Below are 21,593 nucleotides of genomic sequence, written 5' to 3'. Positions count from 1 at the left end.
CAATACCTAGAGGCCACTTTCTAGTGGCCTTTTTTGTGCCTGCTTATAGCAGGCTAAGAGCTTGAATTGAGCGAGACTATCGAGCCATGACAAATTGCACAGAAAAAATGTACAACAAAAAAGTCCTAGTTTCTCAAAGAGCGCCTATACTCACTAATGAACATTGAACACCACCTCTCTTTCAAGGCACTTGTGCCTATTTTGGTGATAACGAAAGTTCCTCTAGGCTTCGTTATCACCATTTTTTATTTTTAGTGCTCGGGATAGGCACGCAACGAAATAGCCACCTATAAAGAGGTAGATTGTAATAACAAGCAAAAAGAGAGGTACGGCATAACGCTAGATACACCTACTCATATATGCGCATATTCTTCGAAAGAATAGTTAATAATTAAATCAATATAAATTTGGAACCGGCATCAATTAATGTACAGGCTGATTATTCAAATATCGATAACAAATAATGTAAGGCAGATGATTATTTGACGCTAACAGTCAAATAAATGGCCAAAATAAATATATAAATAACCGCCGTCTGCATTATTGCAATGACTCTTTAAATAAACCATCAAGAAGAAATCATTATTGGTTAATAAGATTTACGTTCATGTTTATTTAAAAATGCGAGCAAAATAACAGAAATAAGATACTTAAATCCTTAATGGACAAGGATTGGACGATCAGCATAACAACATGCAATGTATCACATAGCTATTTTACAAATACACTGGTCGACATCCGTATCTTTAGGCTTATGCTATTAGGGATAGCAGTCTGCGAGTGTGCCATACCGCTAATAACAGTAACTTACGTAATGGTAATAATTCTTATTAAATATCCCTTAGGTACAATACTCAACTCCTTGTTATGTTGAGTATCTATCATACTACCTGTGTAGGTACTTTTTCTTGTAGCTAGAAACTGTGGCAAAGAAAATGATTGGTAGAGCGGGCAAGCACACGCCCCAGGCAAATATCAGCTCATTGCTTTCAAGTATAAAATAACTGCTTATGACATGAACAAGAACCAACATTGCAACAAAAAACCAATGAACTCTTGGGTACGCATTCGAAAATACCGCATACTGCCTAATCATCAACACCTCTTATCTAATCGAGAAACTGCTAATACAATTAATTATTTAAATCTTAATTAAAATCTGGATTTAGTATTAACAAACTAATCAGGACCGATCAAATCCCAATAGACAAAAATTAGAGCTATATAAAACCCCTGAACCATTTTCTTCAATGATATACATTGAAAAAGTCAGTTCAGTAAAAAGACCGTGATACACGGCCCAAAAATATAAAAAGTGCTCTCGATTGTAAGTCACAGCCGTTCAGTCGTGGAAATTGACCTTGCAGTGACTTTTTTAGCCAACATTTCATTGATCAGCTTAGCGGCCATATGCTCCACTTTATACTGTCTGGTCAGTCGCTGCTTGTTCTTCCTGCTCCAATGACGCATAACCCATTCCTTACTCTCCGTTTGCTTCAAAATCTTCACTATAGGGTTACGTCCACCCGCATTCCTCTCACTATTACGTACCTATGCCCGATATGGAAGCTCGCAAGGGAAAAGTGCTGGACGCCACTATTAAGTGTACTCACTCCCTAGTTTGCTATCATGATTTTTCCGTTTCACTTTAGTTTCATGCCAGTAACAGAGCTTATAACCGGACCAAGCCACCTCACTACCGTTTTATAACGCGCTTCAACCAAACACTTGAGATAGCAACAGCCCCTCATTTCACGTTAATGATGTTTGTATTTATTACAAACAGCACCTATGTTTTTGCATATATTATAAAAACTTGAAGGGCATACCCTATGGAGTCTTTAGCCAGCCTTATCTCTGCAATAAACAGCCTGGTATGGGGTGTCCCCATGCTGGTGATGATCCTCGGTGTCGGCATTTTCCTGACTGTCGGCCTGAAATTTATGCCGATTGTCAAACTGGGTTCCGGCTTTAAACTGCTTTGGTCAGGCCGTATCCCTGAGAAAGATGACGATAGCAAGGGTGAAATCAGCCCGTTTAATGCGCTAATGACTTCTCTTTCTGCAACTATAGGTACAGGTAACATAGCCGGTGTGGCAACAGCAATTTTCCTCGGTGGTCCGGGCGCACTGTTCTGGATGTGGTGTACAGCTCTTGTCGGTATGGCAACAAAGTTTGCAGAAGCCGTATGTGCTGTTCAGTATCGCGAAACCGATGAGGACGGCAACCATGTCGGCGGCCCGATGTACTACATCAAAAACGGACTGAGCAGCAAATGGGCATGGCTGGGTACGGCCTTTGCCATTTTTGGTTCTATTGCCGGCTTTGGTATCGGTAATACCGTCCAGTCAAATTCCGTCGCTGCAGCAGTCGATGCGAACTTTGGTATCCCTCCAATGGTGTCAGGCCTGGTCATGATGATACTGGTAGGGCTTGTACTCATGGGGGGCATCAAGCGTATTGCGGATGTCGCCGGTAAGCTGGTTCCGCTAATGGCCGCCTTCTATATTGCTTCAGGACTGCTAATACTGGGCATGAACGCCTCTGAAATCCCAGCCGCTTTTAGCTTAATCGTCAGCAGCGCATTTACACCGGTTGCCGCCCAAGGCGGGTTTGCCGGAGCTGCTGTCTGGGCCGCCATCCGATTTGGTGTGGCCCGGGGGATCTTTTCCAATGAAGCCGGTCTGGGGAGTGCTCCGATTGCCCACGCAGCAGCGCAAACAAAGAATCCTGTCGCACAGGGGCTCGTAGCAATGCTTGGGACATTTATCGATACCATTGTGGTATGTAGTATCACAGGCCTCTCGATTGTAGTCTCGGGTGCCTGGCTTACCGGTGAAACGGGCGCAGCACTGACCTCGGCAGCATTTGCATCCTCACTACCGGGGCTTGGCAATTATATCGTCGCTATAGCGCTCTCAATCTTCGCCTTTACCACGATTCTTGGCTGGAGTTTCTACAGCGAAAAATGTATCCAGTACCTGTTTGGCGTGAAGGCGATTATTCCTTTCCGTGTACTGTGGATCATCGCGGTGCCTATCGGTGCAACCAGCTCACTCGAATTTATCTGGCTACTGGCCGATACATTGAATGCCATGATGGCAATCCCTAACTTGATCGCACTGCTGCTGCTTAGCCCTGTCGTGTTTAAGCTGACCAAGGAGTATTTCGCTCGGGAGAAAGCCAGAGCCAAGCAGAACTGATCGAATCAACAAAATAAAAAGCAAAAACAAACAAGCCTAGCCACAATGCAATGTGACTAGGCTTGTATCATTTTTAGCACTTATATAAATGACTTATTGCATTTAACCCTGTTGACGGATTTTAGCGATGTGAGCCAGGAACTGCTGTTTATCAAGCTCGCCAATCACTCTGAGTGTTTTAATCTCGTTACCTTGGCTATCGAAGAACAGGATTCCCGGAGGGCCGAATAAGTCTCTGGCAGATAACCATGCAGCCTGCTCGTCGGTATTGGCTGTCACATCAAACTTCAGGCTATTAAAGTTCGCCATCTTCGCCATCACTTCACTGTCTTGAAAGACGTTCTTGTCCATGACTTTACATGACGCGCACCAGTCAGCATAAAGATCGACCATGGTGACCGATTGTCGACGATCCAAGTTCTCTATGCCGCGTTCCAGCTCTGCGACAGCAGTGACTTTGGCGAACAGGCTTGCAGGAGCCGCTTGAGGTGCCGGAACACCCCGACTTAATGGGCCTAGCGGATCAAGTGGATCATCCGCTCCGGTCAGCATACCCACCAGCAGGATCACGCCATATACCAACGAGATAAAGGACAGAGACTTGGTGGTTCGCTGGAAGCCACTTTGCGCCGCTTCCAGCGCCCCAAAGTGAATCGCGCTACCAATCAGAAGCAATGCCCAAAGTCCAAGCGTTGCCCAAGGAGCTGCAAAGCGACTCACCAGCAAAATGGCAACCGCCAGCAGCATCACACCGAAGCACTGCTTCACCTTGATCATCCATGGCCCGCTTCTTGGCAGGAACTTACCGCCCGAGGTACCAATTACCACCAAAGGCACGCCCATCCCAAGCGCAAGCGTAAAGAGTGTCGCTCCTCCGAGGACCCAGTCCTGCGTCGTAGATACATACAGGAGTGCGCCTGCCAGCGGTGCCGAAATACACGGCGATACCACCAGTGCAGACACGGCCCCCATAACAAATACGGTGATCACCTTGCCGCCAGTCAATCGCTGAGACTGACTGTTAAGCGCAACCTGAATACGCGAAGGCAGCTGCAGCTCGTAAAAACCGAACATCGACAGGGCGAGCAACACGAACAAGGCTGCAAACAAGGTCAGTACCCAGGTCTGCTGCATCGCGACCTGCAGGTTAAGCCCCTGCCCCAACGAGGCAGTCAAAACACCCGCCAAGGCATAACTGGTCGCCATCCCCAAGACATAGGCCAGCGAAATACGAAAGCCTTTCCAGCCTGTCATGCCTTCACCCTGACCACCAATAATACTGGACAGGATCGGGATCATTGGCAGTACACAAGGCGTTAGTGACAGACCCAGCCCCAGAAGGAAAAACAGACCCAGCGCCTGTAGCAGGCTGGCATTTTTCAATAGCTCAGAAAGCCCCTGTGTATCGCTTGCCAATGAGGAATTCAGTGATACTAAAGCAGGTTTTGACGGCTCAACAGATTGAGCCGCTGCCAAATCAAGCTTCTTAGTCTGAGGCAGGTAACACAAGCCGTCATCAGCACAGCCCTGAAACCTGATTTTGGCTTCCCCCTGCCCCGTATATGGCACGGTAATGGTCAGCGGGCGATGATACACTTTTACATCGCCAAAATTGGGATCCTGTTTTTGCTCGGCGGCAATTGAGTAGCGAGGCTCCCCCATTACCAGCGAATCGCTATTGGTCTTAAACGAAAAGCGTTTGTGATAAAGATAGTAGCCCTCTTCTGTATCGAAGGTTACTTTCAGTGCCGTTCCATCTACACTAGCATCAGCACCAGTGTCAGCACCAGAGACAAGCTGATATGAAAAGGGAAAAGCCTGTTCAACGGGCAGGAAGGATTTCTCTTCGCCAGCCTGCACGGCGAAGCTCATGCACAAGGCAAATACTATTCCCGCAAACAACCGAAAAGCTCGCGGGATCAATTGGGAAATATGCTTCATTGATTTAGAAATTCTATGTCTTGGTGAACGGTAAGCTGGTCATCGACCAATGCGAAACCCACTGATTCTGGCGCTGATATTCTTGGATCAATCGTCAGCGAAGTACTGAAAATACCGGCCTGAAGGGCGGTTTCAGCCACCACTGTCGACGACAGAATGCGACGGTGTGTTCCTTGCTCAGAAAGAATATGTGATGTTTCCTGATCACTGAACTGATAGCGTCGGGCATAGTGCGCCGAGGTCGTCAGGGCCTGATCCCGCAACGGTAGGGCGAAAATTGGCCGTGACGGGTCTTTGGGATTGAGCACGGCCACAACAAAGTCACTGCCATCAGGCTTTACGCCTGATACGCGAATATCACCACCAAAGTTGATCAGTACACCGCTCGCATTATGCTTAGTCGCAATGTCGATAGCCTGATCAACAGCCACTTCCTTTATCACCCCACCCAAGTCGATACGGGTTTGTGAACAGGCAAAGTTAAGCTTGCTCTCTTCCAGGCTCCAGGATGATAGTCCCATATAAGGTTGGGCAAATTGGTAGGCCTTTTCCCGGCTTACTGAACCGCCTGGCTGCTGAAAAGCCTTCACGGTTCCGATCGTGATATCAAAGATGCCATTGGTCGCGATGCTGTGTTCACGAACCTTAGTGAGCACCTTCAACATCTCGTCATCAATTTCAACGCTATCAGCCTTGCGTTGATTGATCTGGACAGACAGCACTGAATCAGAATCGTAGAAGTTGAACTTACTTTCCAAACGGCGGGTATTGACTTCAATGACCTGCGCGATTTGCGCCGGTTCCGGCGCAAAAATCATCACTTCACAGGGTACTGTCATCGCCATAAAACGGTGACTAAAAGGCTGGTTAGTACTCATAGGTTGCACCCAGTACCCACCAGCGGCTCTCATAGCCATTACTCTGCTCGTAATAGGCGGCAAGTGCATTTAGGCGCCACTGCGAAGAGACTTTGAGGCTTAGGCCAAGCTCATAGGCATTGGCAGTAAAATCACCCAAGCGAAGATCCGAGGTCGCATAGCCCGAAGCGGCAAATGTCGGATCCTTCTCGGACGGATCGCGGTAGAAGTCGGATCCTTGCTGGTTATACCAAAAGTATCCCGGTGCCAAGGTCAGCCACTCAGTGATCTTGATGTTCATCTTGCCGCCGATCTGATGGGAGCTGACTCCCCAGTCATCAACGAAAAACTTATAACGCGGGCGCACAACAATGCGCGAATTGACATTATAAAATGCCTGCACGTTTAACCCGCCGGAAAGCCGGGTATCCGGGCGGGAATCCTGACCAAGGAAGACTTCATCATCACCGATTTGACCGTCACCGTTAATATCGACCTCTCGCAAAACCGTCAGGTAATGATTGCTCAGATAACCGCTTCGATAGCCTGAATACAGGGTAAAGGTGGTGTAAAAGTTCGGCGTAAAGACCTGAGATAATCCCGCTTCAAAGCTACCGGTAAAGATATCTTCCCATTCCTGTGTATTGCGAAAATTGCTGTATTCCTGAAAGGCCAGCGTTTTATCAAACAGTACAGAGCCGCCTAATGTATAGGAACGGTTTTTCCGGCTATCGGCATAGAAAAGCACCTGGGCATTAGTACCGACGCTTTCATAGTCTTCTTCCGTTGAGAAGTTGGCACCGAATGTCCACTCGTTACGCTTGCTGTCTCGGTAGGTCAGGCTTGCTGCTGCGGATTTACGCTTATCTTCAAGCTCAAAAGGCTGAATTGCATAGGCATCCCGATAAGGATCATAACCAGCCCTAATGACTTCGGTTGTTGCTGCCTGCGCCGCTTCCGTCCGGCGATTACGCTCGATCAAGTCCTCGTTCCCGGCACTCGGTGTAGTCGGTCCCCAGGCCGGAGAAGCGCCGGAAACTGAGTCATAACCAACTTCGCCATTCAGAGTCCAGTCCAGCCCGAAATTCTTCTCAAAAGAGACTATGTTATCGGCAGCCTTGACTTTATCGCCATACTCTTCGAAGTTCATGTGATGGACCGAAATATGGTCAGCAGCCGCTGCCGAGCCTGCCATCGCAACAGTCCCAAGCAGCGTCAAAGGTAATTTTTTCTTCATTATTTTTCTTGCTTATTATTAGTTACAGCCACAACCACCGCCGCCGACACCATTGCCGCCGACAGATCCCTGCTTGTATGAAAATACTTTTTCTGAAAACACATCAAACTCAGGCACCACACCACCGGGTTTCATTTCTTTTTTCGCCAGTGTGCCTTTTTGCCATGGCTTAACCGGCTTAATGCCCAGCCAGTCATCTATGAATGACAGCAGCGACTCATCCTCTTCTTTCGCCTTGGATTTAGCTGATGCCTTGACGATCGGCGCAATTTTCTTGGGTTGCGGTTTAGTTGCCGCAATCACTGGCTCAACAGGCACCTTTGACTTGGCGGCAGGCAATGCCACTATTGGAGTGCTTGCCGCAGCAGCCGGGGCAAACATTGGCTCGGCTTTAACAACCGGCAACGCTGTTTTAGGCTTAGGTTTGCTCGCAACCACAACTTGTTCAACAGGCGGCTTGAGTTTAGCTACCGGTGAACTCGGTGTCGTTTTTGGTAGAGGTTTCGGTGTAAGCTTCGATGTAGACTTTGGTATAGATTTCGGCGTAGCAGCCGCTACTACAGGCTTGGTCACAGGTTCTAACGTCAACGTATCCGCTGATGGTTTCACCAGCTCAATATTCCGGCGCAGTCCGACGCCATATTCCTGGCTGCTATATACCGTCGATGACACCGACTCAGACTGTTGATACAAAGAAGATTCAGCATCAGCCGCATGGATATTCATGCAGGCCATTGCCGCGGTTCCTATCGCCAATACGTAACAGGATTGCTTGATCATAGCGCCAGTCCTAGTTCCTTAAGATCATCCATGATGACCTGGCCGATATGGTTGATGGCGCCGTATCGAACCTTCAACACCTTGCCTTGATACACGTAGTAAAGTGCAGGCATGCCGATCGGCTGGAAATCTTCCACCAGAGTTTGCTCAGGATCGTTAACAACAGGAAATGTCAGCCCTAGCTCCTGCTGAAAAGCCTTGGCCACTTCGACGTCTTCATCGACATCGACGCCCAATACCGTCACCTGGCTGGCATCAAGCTGCTGAGCTAGCTGGTTAACTTCAGGAAGCTCTTCACGGCATGACACACACCACTCGGCAAAGAAATCGATAATCGTCACGGCTTCCGGGTTTAGCCCTAATTGTTGTTGAGCAAATGGCGACAACGAATCGCCTTGCTGGTAGGCCTGAGCATTTGCCGAAAGCAAGATTGCCAAAGCAACCAACCATTTTTTAAACATAAACACCTCTGATTTTAAAAATAGGAATAGTTTTGCTTTACATTTAAATTCAAATTAATTTTCAAGTATCAGCTTCATTCCTTTGCTTTCTACTTTTAAAGCTTGTCTAAAATAAGCTTCTAGCTGAGCTTCATCTTGTGCGTTATAAACTGCGTCTTCACTGCCCGCACACCTTTTTATTTGTTCAATATTTCCATCGGGTATTTGGAATCCAACAAATACAATTTCTATATCAAACTTATCCTCGAACGCCTGACATATTGGAACATGATAATCAGCAATCATCTGATCGTGACTATGTTCTATACCACCATCGGTGAACACAACTAAACGCTGCATTAGACCGGGAGCGGTTACAGGTTCAATATGCCAATCACGTTGCCATTGCGGGATCAAAGAGCGCCCGCCCCAATATAAGCCTTGAAACACATTTGAACGACCTGTTGCAACAAAGTTATCGACTCTATCCTTAATAAGATTAAGATCAGAGGTCAAAGGAAGCATAGGCTCGCTAGAAGAGCACGTGGGACGCCAAGCAATTTCGGTTGGCGGCGAAAGTCTTTTTGTCACACTTGACGCTGGCATGCCTAACTCAGCAATGGTTTTGTCAACATCAAAACCGTATCCCGGATAACCTGGTCGAAAATATGGCAGACCATCGACACAAACGACTTTACCCTTGGATTCAGGCAACCAAGGTGCATCTTTAAAGCCCACCTGTTTTTGGAAAGTTACCATCGAAAATCGAACAGTACCTATTGAAGCCGCGTAAGATACCTCCTCTATTGCCATCTTAATAATTTCTTTTAATCGAGGGAGCTTAATCTGAGTTGTCATTGAATCGGAAATATCTAGCGATAGAGCAAAATCAATAGGATTAATACTTGTACCCGTTATCAACCTAGCTTTCGCCGTACTATTTGAGCTTAATTCATGGTTATTCTCGGCAGACATTAAAGGAGCCAAAACCGGTTTAAAGGCATAACCTGCCGCCACATTACAACGTTTATCTATTGTTAACTGGCTCTTGCGGTGCAGCGCTGTTGGTACAAAGTTCGGGCGATAGTAATCAAGCAAACCCTGAATTACTGTCTGATCCGCCCGCTGGCTGTATGCACAAGCCAGCGAGGCCGCATCAGAAGCCTGACTCACACGAAGTGCCGACTGCACATACATTGAAAATGCTGTCATTGCTGCAAGCATTATCAACATAACGGGCAACAACATCACAAACGTCAACGAGATGGCACCACGCTGCTTCGAAAGCACAAAAAATTCCGCGCGTCTACCAAGGCGACTAGTCATACTGCCTCCCGATCAATACTGCCGAACTGTTGTAATAGCGTTCGGCAAAGTCTCGAACGAAAACCGGATAAACACTTCCCGTCAGCGACGGCAGCGATGTCAGGCATACTGACACCTGAAACAAATCCGGACGGAGGCCATTGTTCAAACCCGAAACCGTGCCAACCGGTGCCAATGAGGCTAATTGAGTTAGCTTCTGTTGAGCCTGACAAGATGCACCGGCTCTTTCTGAAAAATACAAAGCACCGGCACTGCCCTGTTTTAACTGCTCCAACTGAATACCGACTTCTACTGAGGACGAATTCGCACCAGAGTGAAAGTGTCGTTCGGCAACAACACGCAAAGCATCAGCAATCTGAGGCGTGATGATGCCAGCAGAGCCGGACAGGTCGAACTCTAGACGTTCACTGGCCACAACAGATGTCAGTGAGTAGGCAAGCTGATCCAGCTTGGTTTTCAGGCTCAAACCGTGGCCGATTTTTACCGCAAACACAACCAGTGCCATCAAAATGAGTGCAATCACAGGCAACTCAATCACACTGCTGCCACGCTGTTTACCCAAGGAAGCCGTTGAACGAGTGGGCATGGTTTTAACTTCTTTCATGAGCCACCAAGATCTTTCGCTCAAACGTCGTCAAACGATCAAAGCCTTCAGCCCAACCGTCGATAAACAACACCTGATAGGGATAGCTCACCCTGTACTCGGCAAATGGCTGTCGAGTATAGGTCGATGAGCCCACATTATTTTTCAGCGCCTCCAGCGAATCGTAATACGTCGCTTCAATCTGGAGACGGCTGCCATCTGCCATCGGAAAATCTTGTTTAGCCAGAACGGCCTCCATCGACCTGACAACATTCTCATGATCGTTAACGTGAACAGTCTTGCGAGTTGCTGTCGCAAGGGCGACATCCAGCATGTTGCCGGTCATCATGAAACGGCAAGTTTCAATCACCACCAGCACCATGACGAAAAAAGGCAGGAAGGTAACAGCAAACTCTATAGTTATATTTCCCTGCTGACGAGCCATCACAACGTCTGCTCCCACTGCTGGTAATAAGCGAGGTTTTTCTCAAGCTCAGCATGAGTCAAGTCCTGCTTGGCAATGGTCTTCGCCGCCTCGATATCCCCTTTCATCGCGAAAGCCAGCGCAAGATTCTGACGCGTCTTGGTGGTACTGTTGCCACGAAGGTAGCTCGGATACAGAATATCGATCCCTTTTTGCGGGTGATCGGCCAGGATCCACCCCAGCGCAAGGTTGTTGCGATACTCAAGGCTTCCCGGCTCTACCGCCAAGGCAGCGATGAATGCCTCGCGGGCCATACTGTACTCTTGCTGCAGGGCATAACTCACCCCGAGACTGTTCATGGTTTCGGCACTTTGTGGAAGCTGCTTCGCGGCTGACTCCAAATCAAGCTGCGCCTGACGGATATCGCCCATAGCCAGTTTCGCCCGGCCCAGTTCACGCAAGATATCACCACGAACCTGCTGCTCTGCCGCTTGATCTTGCACTTTCGCCTTATTCAGAAAGTGCAGCGCCAGTTCAAACTCACCGGTCTGGTTGTAAGCCACTCCAAGCAAATAGAGCAATTCAACATCATCAGGTCGGTTTTCCAGTTGCTGGCGGTAAATCTCAATAGCACTATCGGGACGACCGCCGACCAAAGCCACTTCTGCCAGTTCGCGATCACTTTTCAATCGGGCTGCTTGTTCTTCAGATTGCGCAGAAGATTGGCTGGCGCATCCTGTCAGAGCGCCAGTGAGTACCAACATTGCGACAATGAACAGGCTCAAGCGTGTTAGTTGTTGCGTCATAGTGTCCCCAGACTCTCAAGTAGCGCAATAATAGTCGGCGCAACAATCAGCACCACAACCGGCAGCATGATCAGCACCACAACCGGCATCGACATTTTGGCCGGGATTTTTCCGACACGTTCTTCAAGCTTCAGATATTGATACTGACGGCTGTCAGCGGCAATCAGGCGCATGGTCGATGCAATCGGGCTGCCGTACTTTTCTGCCTGTGACAGGGCAATCACAATATTTTCAATTTCGACAATGCCGGTTCTTTTGGTTAAGTTTTCAAGTGCCTCCAGACGCGAGTCCAGTACCCGCAGTTCAGCCTCGGTGATCAGCCATTCACGTGATAGCTCAGGTGCCACCTGCGCCATTCCCTTGCCAACCCGGCCGAAGATCGCTTCCAGCGTCAGCCCTGACTCAACACAGACCACCATCAGATCAAGCGCATCAGGCACAGCATGGGCGATCCGCTGACTCACTTCATGAGCCCGCCACTTCAACCACTGCTCAACCAACAGACCGCTGGCAATTGCAAACACAAGGCCTTTAGCCAGTTGGATACTGCCTAGCTCAAAGTCGATATAGGCCAACCAGACCATCATGCTCGACGCCATGACAAACAGCTTGACAACAACGAACCAACTGGCAGCCTGCGGCGAATGAAAACCCGCTTTACCAAGGAGTACCTTTACATCACGGCTCACCGAAAACGTTGGCAAACCGGGTAATGAATGGTGCCGGGCCAGACGGAAATGATGAGAAACCAACCCCAGTCGCTCAACCACGCGATCACGACGCTGAGCTCTGGCATTGAACAACAAAGCCATGCAACCACCTGTGACCAACAAGGCCACAGCTATCCATAGAGAGACAGACATCAGGACCTCACCTTGGTTAGCATATGAATAATTCCCAGCCCCAACGCCATGCTGCCGACCACATAGGCCAGCACGAACTGCCCGGTATCGGTATTAGTCAGGTTAAGAAAAGCGGTTGGATTTTTGAAAAACATAATGCTGATCAGCAATACCGGCAGAGAAGCCAAAATCATCGCAGTCATTCTTGGCTCTGCCGTCAGGCTCTTGATTTTCATCTTGATGGCAACGTTGTCGTGCAAGGTACGACTAAGGCCATGAAGCACCTCACGTAGCTGGCCACCGTTTTCTTCGTTGAGCACCAAAGCCACCACGAAAAAGTGAAAACCAGAGTACGGCAGGCGGTAGCTGGCTTCCCGAAGTGCCTGTTTCAGGCTGATACCAATTTCCAGCTGATCGCGAATCAACACAAATTCATGGCCCAACATTCCCTTCTGATAATCAGCAACCTGAGCAATAGCCTGGGGCACCGAAATACCGGCAGCGACGGCGCGGGAAATTTGTCCCAGTACCTGTGGAAAGGCTTCTTCGAACTCTTTCCGCTGACGGATCCGCATCACCCAGTACGATGCCAAGGCCGCAACTACGACAGCCCCAGCGGTACTTACTGCACGAACAACCAAGGGTAAAAAAGTACCGGCAAACCATACCGCCAGAGCAAGAGTAACCAGGCCGAGCAACAACCATAGTTTGCCCTTGCGACCAAACAAGGCATCGATTCGGGACTGTACGCGATACCAGCGAGTCAGAAGCGGGCCAGTACCTTGCTCCCAATCAAACAGCGCCTTCTTTTCACGGCTCTGTGCTGCATTGACCGTCACCAATTCAAGACGGCGCTTAACCTGTCGGCGGCTACGCAGCAATTGCAGTGCCTTTAAGCTACTTAGCGAAAAAACAGCAGCAAGAATCAGCATCAGGATCAGGCTCTGCATTACTGCACTCCCATCACACGCTTGAGCTGGGTTTCAAGCTGGTAATAACGCGCTTTATGGCCAAATCTCGGCAAGGTTTTCGCCGACACAAACTGGCCAAGCAGATTCCCCTGAGCATCCTGATCTTCATAATTGAAGCGGAACAAGTCATGAGTAAGGTATTGCTCGCCTTCAAGACCAACGATTTCAGCAATATTGACCACGCGACGACGACCATCACGCATTCGCTCGATCTGAATGACTACATCCAGCGTGCTGGCAACCTGACGGCGAATGGCCGACAACGGCAAACGCGCTTCTGCCATCAACAACATATTTTCGAGACGGATCAGCGCATCTGTCGGCGAATTGGCGTGCAAGGTACACATGGAGCCTTCATGGCCGGTGTTCATCGCCTGCATCATGTCAAACGCCTCGGCACCACGCACCTCACCCAAAATGATACGATCTGGTCTCATACGCAGGGCATTTCGCAGCAAACTACGCTGATCGATCGCAGCTGTACCTTCTGCATTCGCCGGGCGAGTTTCTACTCTCACCACGTGCGGCTGTTGCAGTTTCAGTTCGGCGGCATCTTCAATCGTAATAATTCGCTCTTCCGGCGAAATGCCAAACGACATCGCATTGAGCAAGGTTGTTTTACCTGCACCGGTTCCTCCTGAAATCAGCACATTGACCCGGGTACGGGCAATGATGTCGAGCAAGGTTGCCATCTCCGACGACATCGCCCCCATCTCGGTAAGCTGATGCAGACTACGCTTCTGATCACTGAACTTACGGATAGAAATGCAGGTGCCATCAAGCGCCAAGGGTGGGATCAACACATTCACACGGCTACCGTCAGGCAGGCGAGCATCCACCATCGGATTGGTTTCATCCACACGGCGGCCAACCCGGCTCACGATACGTCGAGCCAGATTCAGCACATGCTCCTCGTCACGGAAGGAGACATTGGCCCGCTTCACTTTGCCCTGTGTCTCGATGAAGACTTCATCATGACCGTTCACCATAATATCGGTGACATCAGGATCATCCATCAGACACTGAATAGGCCCCAGCCCCAACAGTTCATCGACCAGACGCTGTGTGATTTGCTGCTGCTCGTTGTCACCAATCGGAAACTGCAGGCGCTTTACAATTTCGCCAACCGCTTCAAACGTACGGGCTTCCAGCTCCTCTCGCGATAACTGAACCACAACGGCAGGCTCGATAGCCGCCATTACTTCCTGGTGGATCGCAGTAAATCGATCATGGTTATGGTCGTAGCTTTGGTGCTTGCTTCCAGCCGATTGCTGCGCCACACCGCTCATGTCATCCGGCTGCGCCCGATGAAGGGGCTTCGTCTTGCGTCCGAACATTATGCCCCCTTAAGCCAACCGAACAACCCGGAGCGCTTGCCTGCCTGCTCACCCTGGATCAGGCCAACAAGCTGATTCAAAGCCTTCGCCGCACGGCTTTTCTGTGCAATCGCCAACTGACCCAGCGTTGTACTGGCAACCATATGATCCGGCGTGTAAGGGATTTCAACATCAGGTTTTCTGCCGACGGCTTTTGCCACATCTTCTACAGTGATCAAAGATGCTGATTCAGGCTTGGTATGGTTCAGAACAAGCAACGTTTGTTGCCCGGCCGTATTGTCCAGCTCGGCCAACAATAGGTTGGTACGACGAATCGAAGCCAGTGTCGGTTCGACAATGACAACTCGAATATCACTGGAACGCAGGGCACCAAAGCCGACCTGATCCCTTAAGCAAAATGCAGGAATATCCCACACCAAATACGCAGCCTGCTGCTGACAAAATGCAGAGAAGTGTTCAAACTCATTCAGCTCAGGCCAAAATGCCTGCTCCAGTTTGGCCTGATAACCGGTAAATGCGGACAGGTTTCCGGTAACCTTCACGCCGCTACGTTCATACACCACTGGCTCAAGACGCTCAGGGTATTGCAGCATTTCCAGCAGGGCATTGTTGGATTTGAAGGACAGCTGAAGGTCCAGATCACCGGTAATGAAATCAAGATCGGCGCAGGCTACATTCGCATCCGGACGCTTTGCCAGGCCCCATGCAATATTGGCAACCAAAGATGTCGTACCTGCACCGCCTTTCGCGCTGGCAACCGCTATTCGCTTACCACGCTGCTGTTGATGAAAAGCTGATCCAGTATGTGTTGTATTTTGCATGTCCATGATTACTTACCCTGCCCTGCCATCACGCCATCTTTCGGAGATGTCGGACTTGTTTTGTACGTGCCGGAGTTGTAGTAGCTATCAAGCGTCGATACCGCTTTACGTCCTTCTGTCGCCCCCAGGGATTCACCGACAATCAGGTCACGTGGGTTCGCTACCATTTGCGCCAATGCATTGGCGTTGGCACAGCCAAAATTCGGGGAGTTTTTGAAGCTATTGCCAATGGTAGTTGGCGCTTTTCCTGCCTGACAACGCTGAGCCACACTGCGGTAAGTCTCGACAATTAAAGTCAAGTCCGCTTTCGATGCAGGCAACGCCGCATATTGCGCATTGACCTGAGACGGATATACAGCCTGTTGTTTCAGTTGAACCTTCAAATCCGGCACAACCTTGGCACCTCGGCGGGTGTGGGTATCAATACGAACCCGCATTGCCGATGGGTTACCCAGTCGATAGATAAAGTCAGTCACCGCTGCTTTATCCTTGCTGCTAAGGGTTTTGCCTTGCAGTTGAACCGACATCTTGTGAGTCACTACTTCGACTTGTATTTCTGGCTGGCGCTGGATTGGATCACCGGCACACGCACTTATCAGTACGCTGATAAAAAGCATCAAAAATATGCGCATAAATTACCTCAGTAATAGAATCCGTTATCACCCAGCAGACGCGGCTGGCGGTTATCAGAGCGAATAGTTTCATTATCGGTTTCTGAATGAGTTTTTGGTTTTTTCGCCCCCAGCAGACGCTCGACATCACTCAATGGGATCAAGCCATCTGTCGGTAACGGTAAGGTATCGGCACGAGTTGGCTGTACCAGATAGGCCGTGGCGATGATGATCAGCTCGGTTTCTTCACGCTGGAACTCATTGGAACGGAACAGGCTGCCAAGGATTGGAATATCACCAATGAAAGGCGTTTTTTGCAGCTGTTCGATCTCTTTTGACTGCAGAAGGCCACCCAATGCAAAACTTTGCCCGCTAGCCAGTTCAATGGTTGTTGATGCTCTGCGTGTCACAAATGTCGGGAAAGACGAGCTACCCTGAGGGCCGCCAATTTGGACATTGGTTTCGGTAGATACCGTGCTCACTTCAGGCTCAACCTGGAGGCTGATTCGATTCGCACTCAATACCGTCGGTTTGAAATCCAGTCGAACCCCAAACGGCTTGTATTCCACCGTGGCGTTATCGGAATACACCAAAGGCAGAGGCACTTCACCACCCACGAGGAATGACGCTCTCTCACCGCTAAGTGCAGTCAGGTTCGGCTCGGCCAGTACCGACATCATGCCGTTGGTCGCCAATGCATCCACGATAACAGACAGATCCGCCCATGATGCCGGGTTTGTGCCCCCCGGAACCCCGCCATAGTTATCCAGGAAGGCGAAGGTACCCGCTCCCAGCCCAGTGCCTTGCGATCCCCACTTGATTCCCAGCTTGTTGGAAACCTTACGGGATACCTCGGCAATGCGAATGCGCAGGTTAACCTGCGTCGGCATTGTCACGACAAGCTGGTTGATTAGCTCGTCTTTTTCCTGAGCGACAGGCTGCTCGGCAGATGCAGAATTTTCAGTGCTATTTTGCTGATTTTTCCCACTTTCTGCCGGAGTAACTGTCATTTGCTGAGGCGATACATAGCCTTCTGCAAGACGAACAATCTTTTCAGCCATTGTCGGCGTCGGTACCTGACCTTTCAGGAATAGCTTTCCAGCTGTAGATTCGGCGTTCACTAGTGCATCAGGAAACTCTTTGGCAACAAGTTCATTTAGTTCCACCACATTATGGCTAACTTTCACAGTGGCCGAATAAATAACCTTTTCGTTGGCATCGAGTACATATAACGATGTCGCTCCGGCCTTTTTACCAAATACCATTATCTTGGTATTGGTTAATGCCTGGTAGTCAGCCACTTCGTTGCTGGAAATAAAGATTGATTTCGCATTATGTGGCAAGTTAACCAGTTTGGCTTTATCCAATACCACATTTAGTACTTTTGCCTGCAGGGTAAAACTCATGCACAGCAGAATAAATCCGCCGATTATTTTATTAATCATCTTGTGTTCCTGCATTGTTCATGACGCGCTTTTCTTTGGCACGAAACTCCACCAGCCCAATATCTGGTTGAACCTGTTTGATGTCAGGAAAAATATCATCAATATTAATTTGCTTAATATCGGCAATATCTGTTTCCGAGTTATTTTGGCTACGCAGCACCATTGACAATGTGCCTAACTGGTTCGCCAAAATGACTTTATTCGCTTGTACTGGTGAAACTTCCAGCGTCACTGCACTGTTGTCCGGAATAAAGCCTTTGTATTTTTTCTGCGCTTCGATATAGCGGTCGGCCTGAACCGCGTCATTAAACGCTAATATCCTGACATTCTGGGCAATGGTTTTTACATACAGGCTTTGGGTTTCATTGCCGCGAGTACGCAGTTCCTGCTCTTTCGAGGCCAACAACAAGACATCGACATAGTCACCCGGCCCAACAAGGCCTGAATTAGCCGTGACCTGATCAACCGGCACCGATACAGCGCGATAGCCAGGGCGCAGCATGACTGACAGCACACCACCCGATTCCGGGTTCAAAAAGTCGGACACACTCAAGATCTGCCCTGCCGGATAATCACCCGCCACGACCGTTTCGGTCAGCCTTGCTGTATCGAAAATTGCCTTGTCGATATAGTCGAGACGATGGCTTACCTCGCTTTCATTGACCGTTTTCCATTCAAACAATGAAGCGCTATAGTGGCGACCGGCTTTTACCGGTACCGAGGTCACCAGTACCTCAAGTGTTTTGATCTCGGCTTGTGGTTCCGCAATCACAGCTTTTGGCTGAGATAAGTTAAGATATAACCAAACCAGTCCGGCCAGCGAAATAAATACAGATAAGTAAACTAAACGTTTTGCTTTCATTATTAATTCTATTTATTTTGGAAATACTATTTCCATACCAAGGAAAATTAACCTTTATTCTGAACGCTCTCGAGTCTGTTAATCACTTCCTCGTAGGTTTCGTTAATGGCCTTTGTCAGATCACCGTCATCACCTAAAAAGTTCAGCATAATTAATGACATTGCAGCAGCCAAAATAGCGTATTCAATCGCAGCAGCACCACGCTGTTTATTCTTGTTATTTCTAATTTTCATTTTAATTTCCATTTTTACGCAAAAAGCAGCCAGCCCCAAGGCTGGCTGCATTGGGTTTAACTATTATTGAGCGATGAATCGATACAATGGCTTCGGCTCGCTAAAGCAGAACATTGTGCAAAGATCCTTAACGTCTGTCACTCTAGGCTTCTTAATATTAGATATATCTAGGCAGTCCTTATTTCCAGTAGTTGCAGTACTGTCATTGGAAGATAAGTAACAGCTCTTATCATTATTCAGACTGCTTCCTGAAACATCCATATGCGAAAAAATGTTTGCATCAAAGATTTTTTCTTCAGGTTGTTCTGGGTTTTCAGAGAACAAACCTTGCAGCTCAGCTGTTGTCGGCATCCTCCATGTGGTTAATCCACAAACAGAGAATGAATCAAGTTCAGCATAAATGTCCTTTCCGATTTTAAAGCGCTGTCCAGCATCTGCAGTATTAAACAACTGCCACACCTTACCGTCTTTTGCTCTTGCACAAGCCGCTTCGGCACGGTTTTGGGTTACAACACCCGCAGCGGTTAGCAGCGTATAATCTGAAGCTGGTGCACTTTGAGTGTACGCCTGATCATTGACAAGAACATCACCGGCAACGCGACCTGTTACTGCATCCGCACCAACACGAACCTGAATACTGCCGACTTCATACGCTTTATCAGCTAGCTGATAAGGGTTGTTATTTAGACCAACAGCTTTCCAGTCAGCCGTTTCAACCTTGATTTCATAACTTGTTAACTGAGGGTATCCAGCCACCAGCGTCCAGCCAAATGTGTTGTTGGTATCATCGATAACCGGCGCCGTCGGTGCTTCTGGCTTGGAGGTAAAGTACGCATCCGAACAAGCTGCGATACCGGCAACATTACTATCTTTCACATTGGCTTTAACACGCAGACAAACATCACCTTTGGCAATGTTCAGATCGCCAACCGATGCAGGCTTGTTACCTGCCGGGGTCCAGTCACCTGCGTTGGCACTGTTTCCTTTCAGTGAGATTTCATAGGAAGAAGTATCTGCATAGCCAGTAACAAAATCCCAGTCAATGGTATTGGCGGTATCATCAATAAGCAGATTAGTCGGCGCTGCAGGCTTGCCTGTTTGTGCAGTGAACGCCTGTGTTACCTGAGCAGCTTCGCCTGCAGGCATGCCGTTGGTCGAGTTTGCCGCAACACGTAGCTGCACCCAACCAGCATCAATGTCGACGTTACCCACCGAAAGCGGTTTTGCCGTTACTGCGTTCCACGTTTTGCCATTATCCAGGCTTGCTTCATACAAACCGTGCTGAGTGAAGCCCGCGACATAGTCCCAATCGACAGAGTCTGTTTCGTCACTCACCGATGTAATGGTTGGTTTTACCGGCTGTGCTGGCGTGGTGGTAAATGCTTTTGTCGATGCTACTTCACGGCCAGCAGGTTTTGACTCTGCGCCTGAATCATCAGCAGCGACACGGACTTTCAGATCGCCGGCGGCAATCGCAACATCACCAACAATGATTGGCTTGTGTGTCGCTGTCTGCCAGGTTTTTCCGCCATCGACAGAATATTCGTAGTTGTTAGCATCGTTGTAACCTGCTACCAGATCCCAGTCAAACTGGTTAGTTGCATCATTTACTGAGATAGAAGCTGGAGCTGCAGGGGTTTGTGATTCAGTCAACGGCTGGGTATTTTTAACCACCTTGCCCGCTTTCATGTTCTTGGCCAGATTAGCAGTGACACGAACCTGAATATCACCCGCCGCATAGGCATTTAGCCCAAGATGAATCGGCTTGGCCGTTACTGGCTGCCAGGTTTGTCCGGCATCGGTTGAGTATTCATACTGCGCAGCAGAAGTCAGCATACCTACCCAATTCCAATCGAAGGTACGCGCAGCTACGTTTAGCTGGCCTTGTTTAGGTGCCTGTGGCTGTACCTGAACAGTATTACCAACCACATCATCACGTGACACTGTCATATCGGAAATGAAGTCTTTTATCGTTTCCTGAACATGTACCGGCGTATTGTTTACTGTACCCACCAGTTTGTCGGTTTCTGTTTTCAGCGCAGGTAAATCAATCAAAGCCAACTTAATGCGAGAACCAGAACGCGCATCACTTTGAGTCACACCGTCAGAAGCCGCCGCCTTCTCCGCTTCCTGCATCAAAGAAGTCAGTCCCTGAGCCAAAGCATGAAGCTGTTTGTCCTGTTCATGTGCACCTGCCAGGAAATCTGAAGTCAATCGCTGGCTGTCGATACCGAGGCTAGTTGCCAGCATGTCTCTTGCTGCTTTGAAATCAACATCTTGCTGGGTTGCGACCACCGAGGTTAAGGTAGTTAGCGGGCTTACAACAGCTGGCAAAGTAGCTGGGGCACTCAGCGAAAAACCTTCCTGGAGAGCTGATTGCGGAAAATCCATGTCGACAGTTTTATTGGCAATGGCTTCGACCAATACATTGTACTGGGACAAATCAGCGTCAGTTCGAGCAAGGGAATAGGCACCCTGGCTATCAGTCCATACCGCGTCACCGTCACTCTCATCACACGTCAAGTTATGGTTTAGATCCAAACACACTTTGGCATTTTTCAGATAGCCATCCAGCGCCACCCCCGAGATCGCAGATGCCGCCGCTGAATTGCCCGGCTTAGAATCAAGCTTAGAATCCGAACCTGAGCCGTTACAACCAATCAATAATGAGCTTGCAATCACTGTGAGCGCAAACGATGTTTTTTTCCCTTCTAGCACCATACCACTAACCTTCCTAAAACCGTTTAAAACCATTCATATGTGAAATTGATAGAAGCAATTTTTTGACGCATGCTAATGGAAATGATACTGATTATCAATTATATTTGAGCCTTTACTCTAAAAAAGATCTACAAATCACTCAAAAAGGCTGAC

The 21,593-nt window shown here is 48.7% G+C and carries 20 protein-coding genes; 1 reads left to right on the top strand and 19 read right to left on the bottom strand.

Annotated elements, in window-relative coordinates:
• Positions 1-1,332: 1,332 nt before the first annotated feature.
• Positions 1,333-1,470, bottom strand: a complete 138-nt coding sequence (locus BIT28_RS29680; protein WP_175577582.1) for a hypothetical protein — start codon at positions 1,468-1,470, stop codon at positions 1,333-1,335.
• A gap of 362 nt (positions 1,471-1,832) precedes the next feature.
• On the opposite strand from BIT28_RS29680, the gene BIT28_RS21595 reads away from it, so the two are divergent.
• Complete coding sequence (locus tag BIT28_RS21595) at positions 1,833-3,203, top strand: alanine/glycine:cation symporter family protein (protein WP_075766998.1); 1,371 nt, start codon at positions 1,833-1,835, stop codon at positions 3,201-3,203.
• 102 nt (positions 3,204-3,305) lie between these two features.
• On the opposite strand, the gene dsbD is transcribed toward BIT28_RS21595, so the two are convergent.
• From dsbD to BIT28_RS21505, 18 genes are all read right to left on the bottom strand, one after another.
• A complete protein-coding gene (gene dsbD, locus BIT28_RS21590; RefSeq protein WP_083652042.1) occupies positions 3,306-5,144 on the bottom strand; it encodes a protein-disulfide reductase DsbD in 1,839 nt (612 codons plus the stop codon).
• Positions 5,141-6,022 (bottom strand): FAD:protein FMN transferase, encoded by an 882-nt coding sequence (locus tag BIT28_RS21585; protein WP_075766996.1) that lies wholly within the window; start codon positions 6,020-6,022, stop codon positions 5,141-5,143. Before BIT28_RS21585 ends, dsbD begins: the two co-directional genes overlap by 4 nt.
• Positions 6,012-7,238 (bottom strand): DUF3570 domain-containing protein, encoded by a 1,227-nt coding sequence (locus tag BIT28_RS21580; protein ID WP_075766995.1) that lies wholly within the window; start codon positions 7,236-7,238, stop codon positions 6,012-6,014. The genes BIT28_RS21585 and BIT28_RS21580 overlap by 11 nt, the downstream gene beginning before the upstream one ends.
• Before the next feature lie 18 nt (positions 7,239-7,256).
• Complete coding sequence (locus BIT28_RS30415; RefSeq protein ID WP_083652050.1) at positions 7,257-7,619, bottom strand: DUF4266 domain-containing protein; 363 nt, start codon at positions 7,617-7,619, stop codon at positions 7,257-7,259.
• 395 nt (positions 7,620-8,014) lie between these two features.
• A complete protein-coding gene (locus tag BIT28_RS21570) occupies positions 8,015-8,479 on the bottom strand; it encodes a TlpA family protein disulfide reductase (protein ID WP_075766994.1) in 465 nt (154 codons plus the stop codon).
• Between the two features lie 54 nt (positions 8,480-8,533).
• Entirely contained in the window at positions 8,534-9,784 is a 1,251-nt protein-coding gene (locus BIT28_RS21565; protein WP_075766993.1) for a TadE/TadG family type IV pilus assembly protein, read from the bottom strand.
• The gene (gene tadF / locus BIT28_RS21560; protein ID WP_083652040.1) at positions 9,777-10,388 is read right to left on the bottom strand and encodes a tight adherence pilus pseudopilin TadF; all 612 of its coding nucleotides are present in this window, start codon (positions 10,386-10,388) and stop codon (positions 9,777-9,779) included. The genes BIT28_RS21565 and tadF overlap by 8 nt, the downstream gene beginning before the upstream one ends.
• A complete protein-coding gene (locus BIT28_RS21555) occupies positions 10,375-10,812 on the bottom strand; it encodes a TadE/TadG family type IV pilus assembly protein (protein ID WP_075766992.1) in 438 nt (145 codons plus the stop codon). The genes tadF and BIT28_RS21555 overlap by 14 nt, the downstream gene beginning before the upstream one ends.
• Positions 10,812-11,597, bottom strand: a complete 786-nt coding sequence (locus tag BIT28_RS21550) for a tetratricopeptide repeat protein (RefSeq protein ID WP_083652039.1) — start codon at positions 11,595-11,597, stop codon at positions 10,812-10,814. Before BIT28_RS21550 ends, BIT28_RS21555 begins: the two co-directional genes overlap by 1 nt.
• On the bottom strand, positions 11,594-12,460 hold the full coding sequence (locus BIT28_RS21545; RefSeq protein WP_075766991.1) for a type II secretion system F family protein: 867 nt from the start codon (positions 12,458-12,460) through the stop codon (positions 11,594-11,596). The genes BIT28_RS21550 and BIT28_RS21545 overlap by 4 nt, the downstream gene beginning before the upstream one ends.
• On the bottom strand, positions 12,460-13,389 hold the full coding sequence (locus BIT28_RS21540) for a type II secretion system F family protein (protein ID WP_075766990.1): 930 nt from the start codon (positions 13,387-13,389) through the stop codon (positions 12,460-12,462). The genes BIT28_RS21545 and BIT28_RS21540 overlap by 1 nt, the downstream gene beginning before the upstream one ends.
• A complete protein-coding gene (locus BIT28_RS21535; RefSeq protein WP_083652037.1) occupies positions 13,389-14,747 on the bottom strand; it encodes a TadA family conjugal transfer-associated ATPase in 1,359 nt (452 codons plus the stop codon). The genes BIT28_RS21540 and BIT28_RS21535 overlap by 1 nt, the downstream gene beginning before the upstream one ends.
• Positions 14,747-15,574, bottom strand: coding sequence for a CpaE/TadZ family protein (locus BIT28_RS21530; protein ID WP_217696653.1), 828 nt, complete (start codon positions 15,572-15,574; stop codon positions 14,747-14,749). The genes BIT28_RS21535 and BIT28_RS21530 overlap by 1 nt, the downstream gene beginning before the upstream one ends.
• Positions 15,575-15,576: 2 nt before the next feature.
• Positions 15,577-16,200, bottom strand: a complete 624-nt coding sequence (locus BIT28_RS21525) for a CpaD family pilus assembly lipoprotein (RefSeq protein WP_075766989.1) — start codon at positions 16,198-16,200, stop codon at positions 15,577-15,579.
• 8 nt (positions 16,201-16,208) lie between these two features.
• Positions 16,209-17,624, bottom strand: coding sequence for a type II and III secretion system protein family protein (locus tag BIT28_RS21520; RefSeq protein ID WP_075766988.1), 1,416 nt, complete (start codon positions 17,622-17,624; stop codon positions 16,209-16,211).
• Complete coding sequence (cpaB, locus tag BIT28_RS21515; RefSeq protein WP_075766987.1) at positions 17,617-18,486, bottom strand: Flp pilus assembly protein CpaB; 870 nt, start codon at positions 18,484-18,486, stop codon at positions 17,617-17,619. Before cpaB ends, BIT28_RS21520 begins: the two co-directional genes overlap by 8 nt.
• A gap of 47 nt (positions 18,487-18,533) precedes the next feature.
• Positions 18,534-18,719 (bottom strand): Flp family type IVb pilin, encoded by a 186-nt coding sequence (locus BIT28_RS21510; RefSeq protein WP_175577581.1) that lies wholly within the window; start codon positions 18,717-18,719, stop codon positions 18,534-18,536.
• Positions 18,720-18,782: 63 nt separating this feature from the next.
• Positions 18,783-21,440: a phage tail protein gene (locus tag BIT28_RS21505; RefSeq protein WP_075766986.1), complete on the bottom strand. Its 2,658-nt coding sequence runs from the start codon at positions 21,438-21,440 to the stop codon at positions 18,783-18,785.
• Positions 21,441-21,593: the final 153 nt, after the last annotated feature.

Origin of the sequence: Photobacterium proteolyticum, assembly GCF_001939735.1 — a bacterium.
GTDB lineage: Bacteria > Pseudomonadota > Gammaproteobacteria > Enterobacterales > Vibrionaceae > Photobacterium > Photobacterium proteolyticum.
Note: the sequence above shows the minus strand (reverse complement) of the source record. Positions and strands in the feature narration are given on the sequence as shown.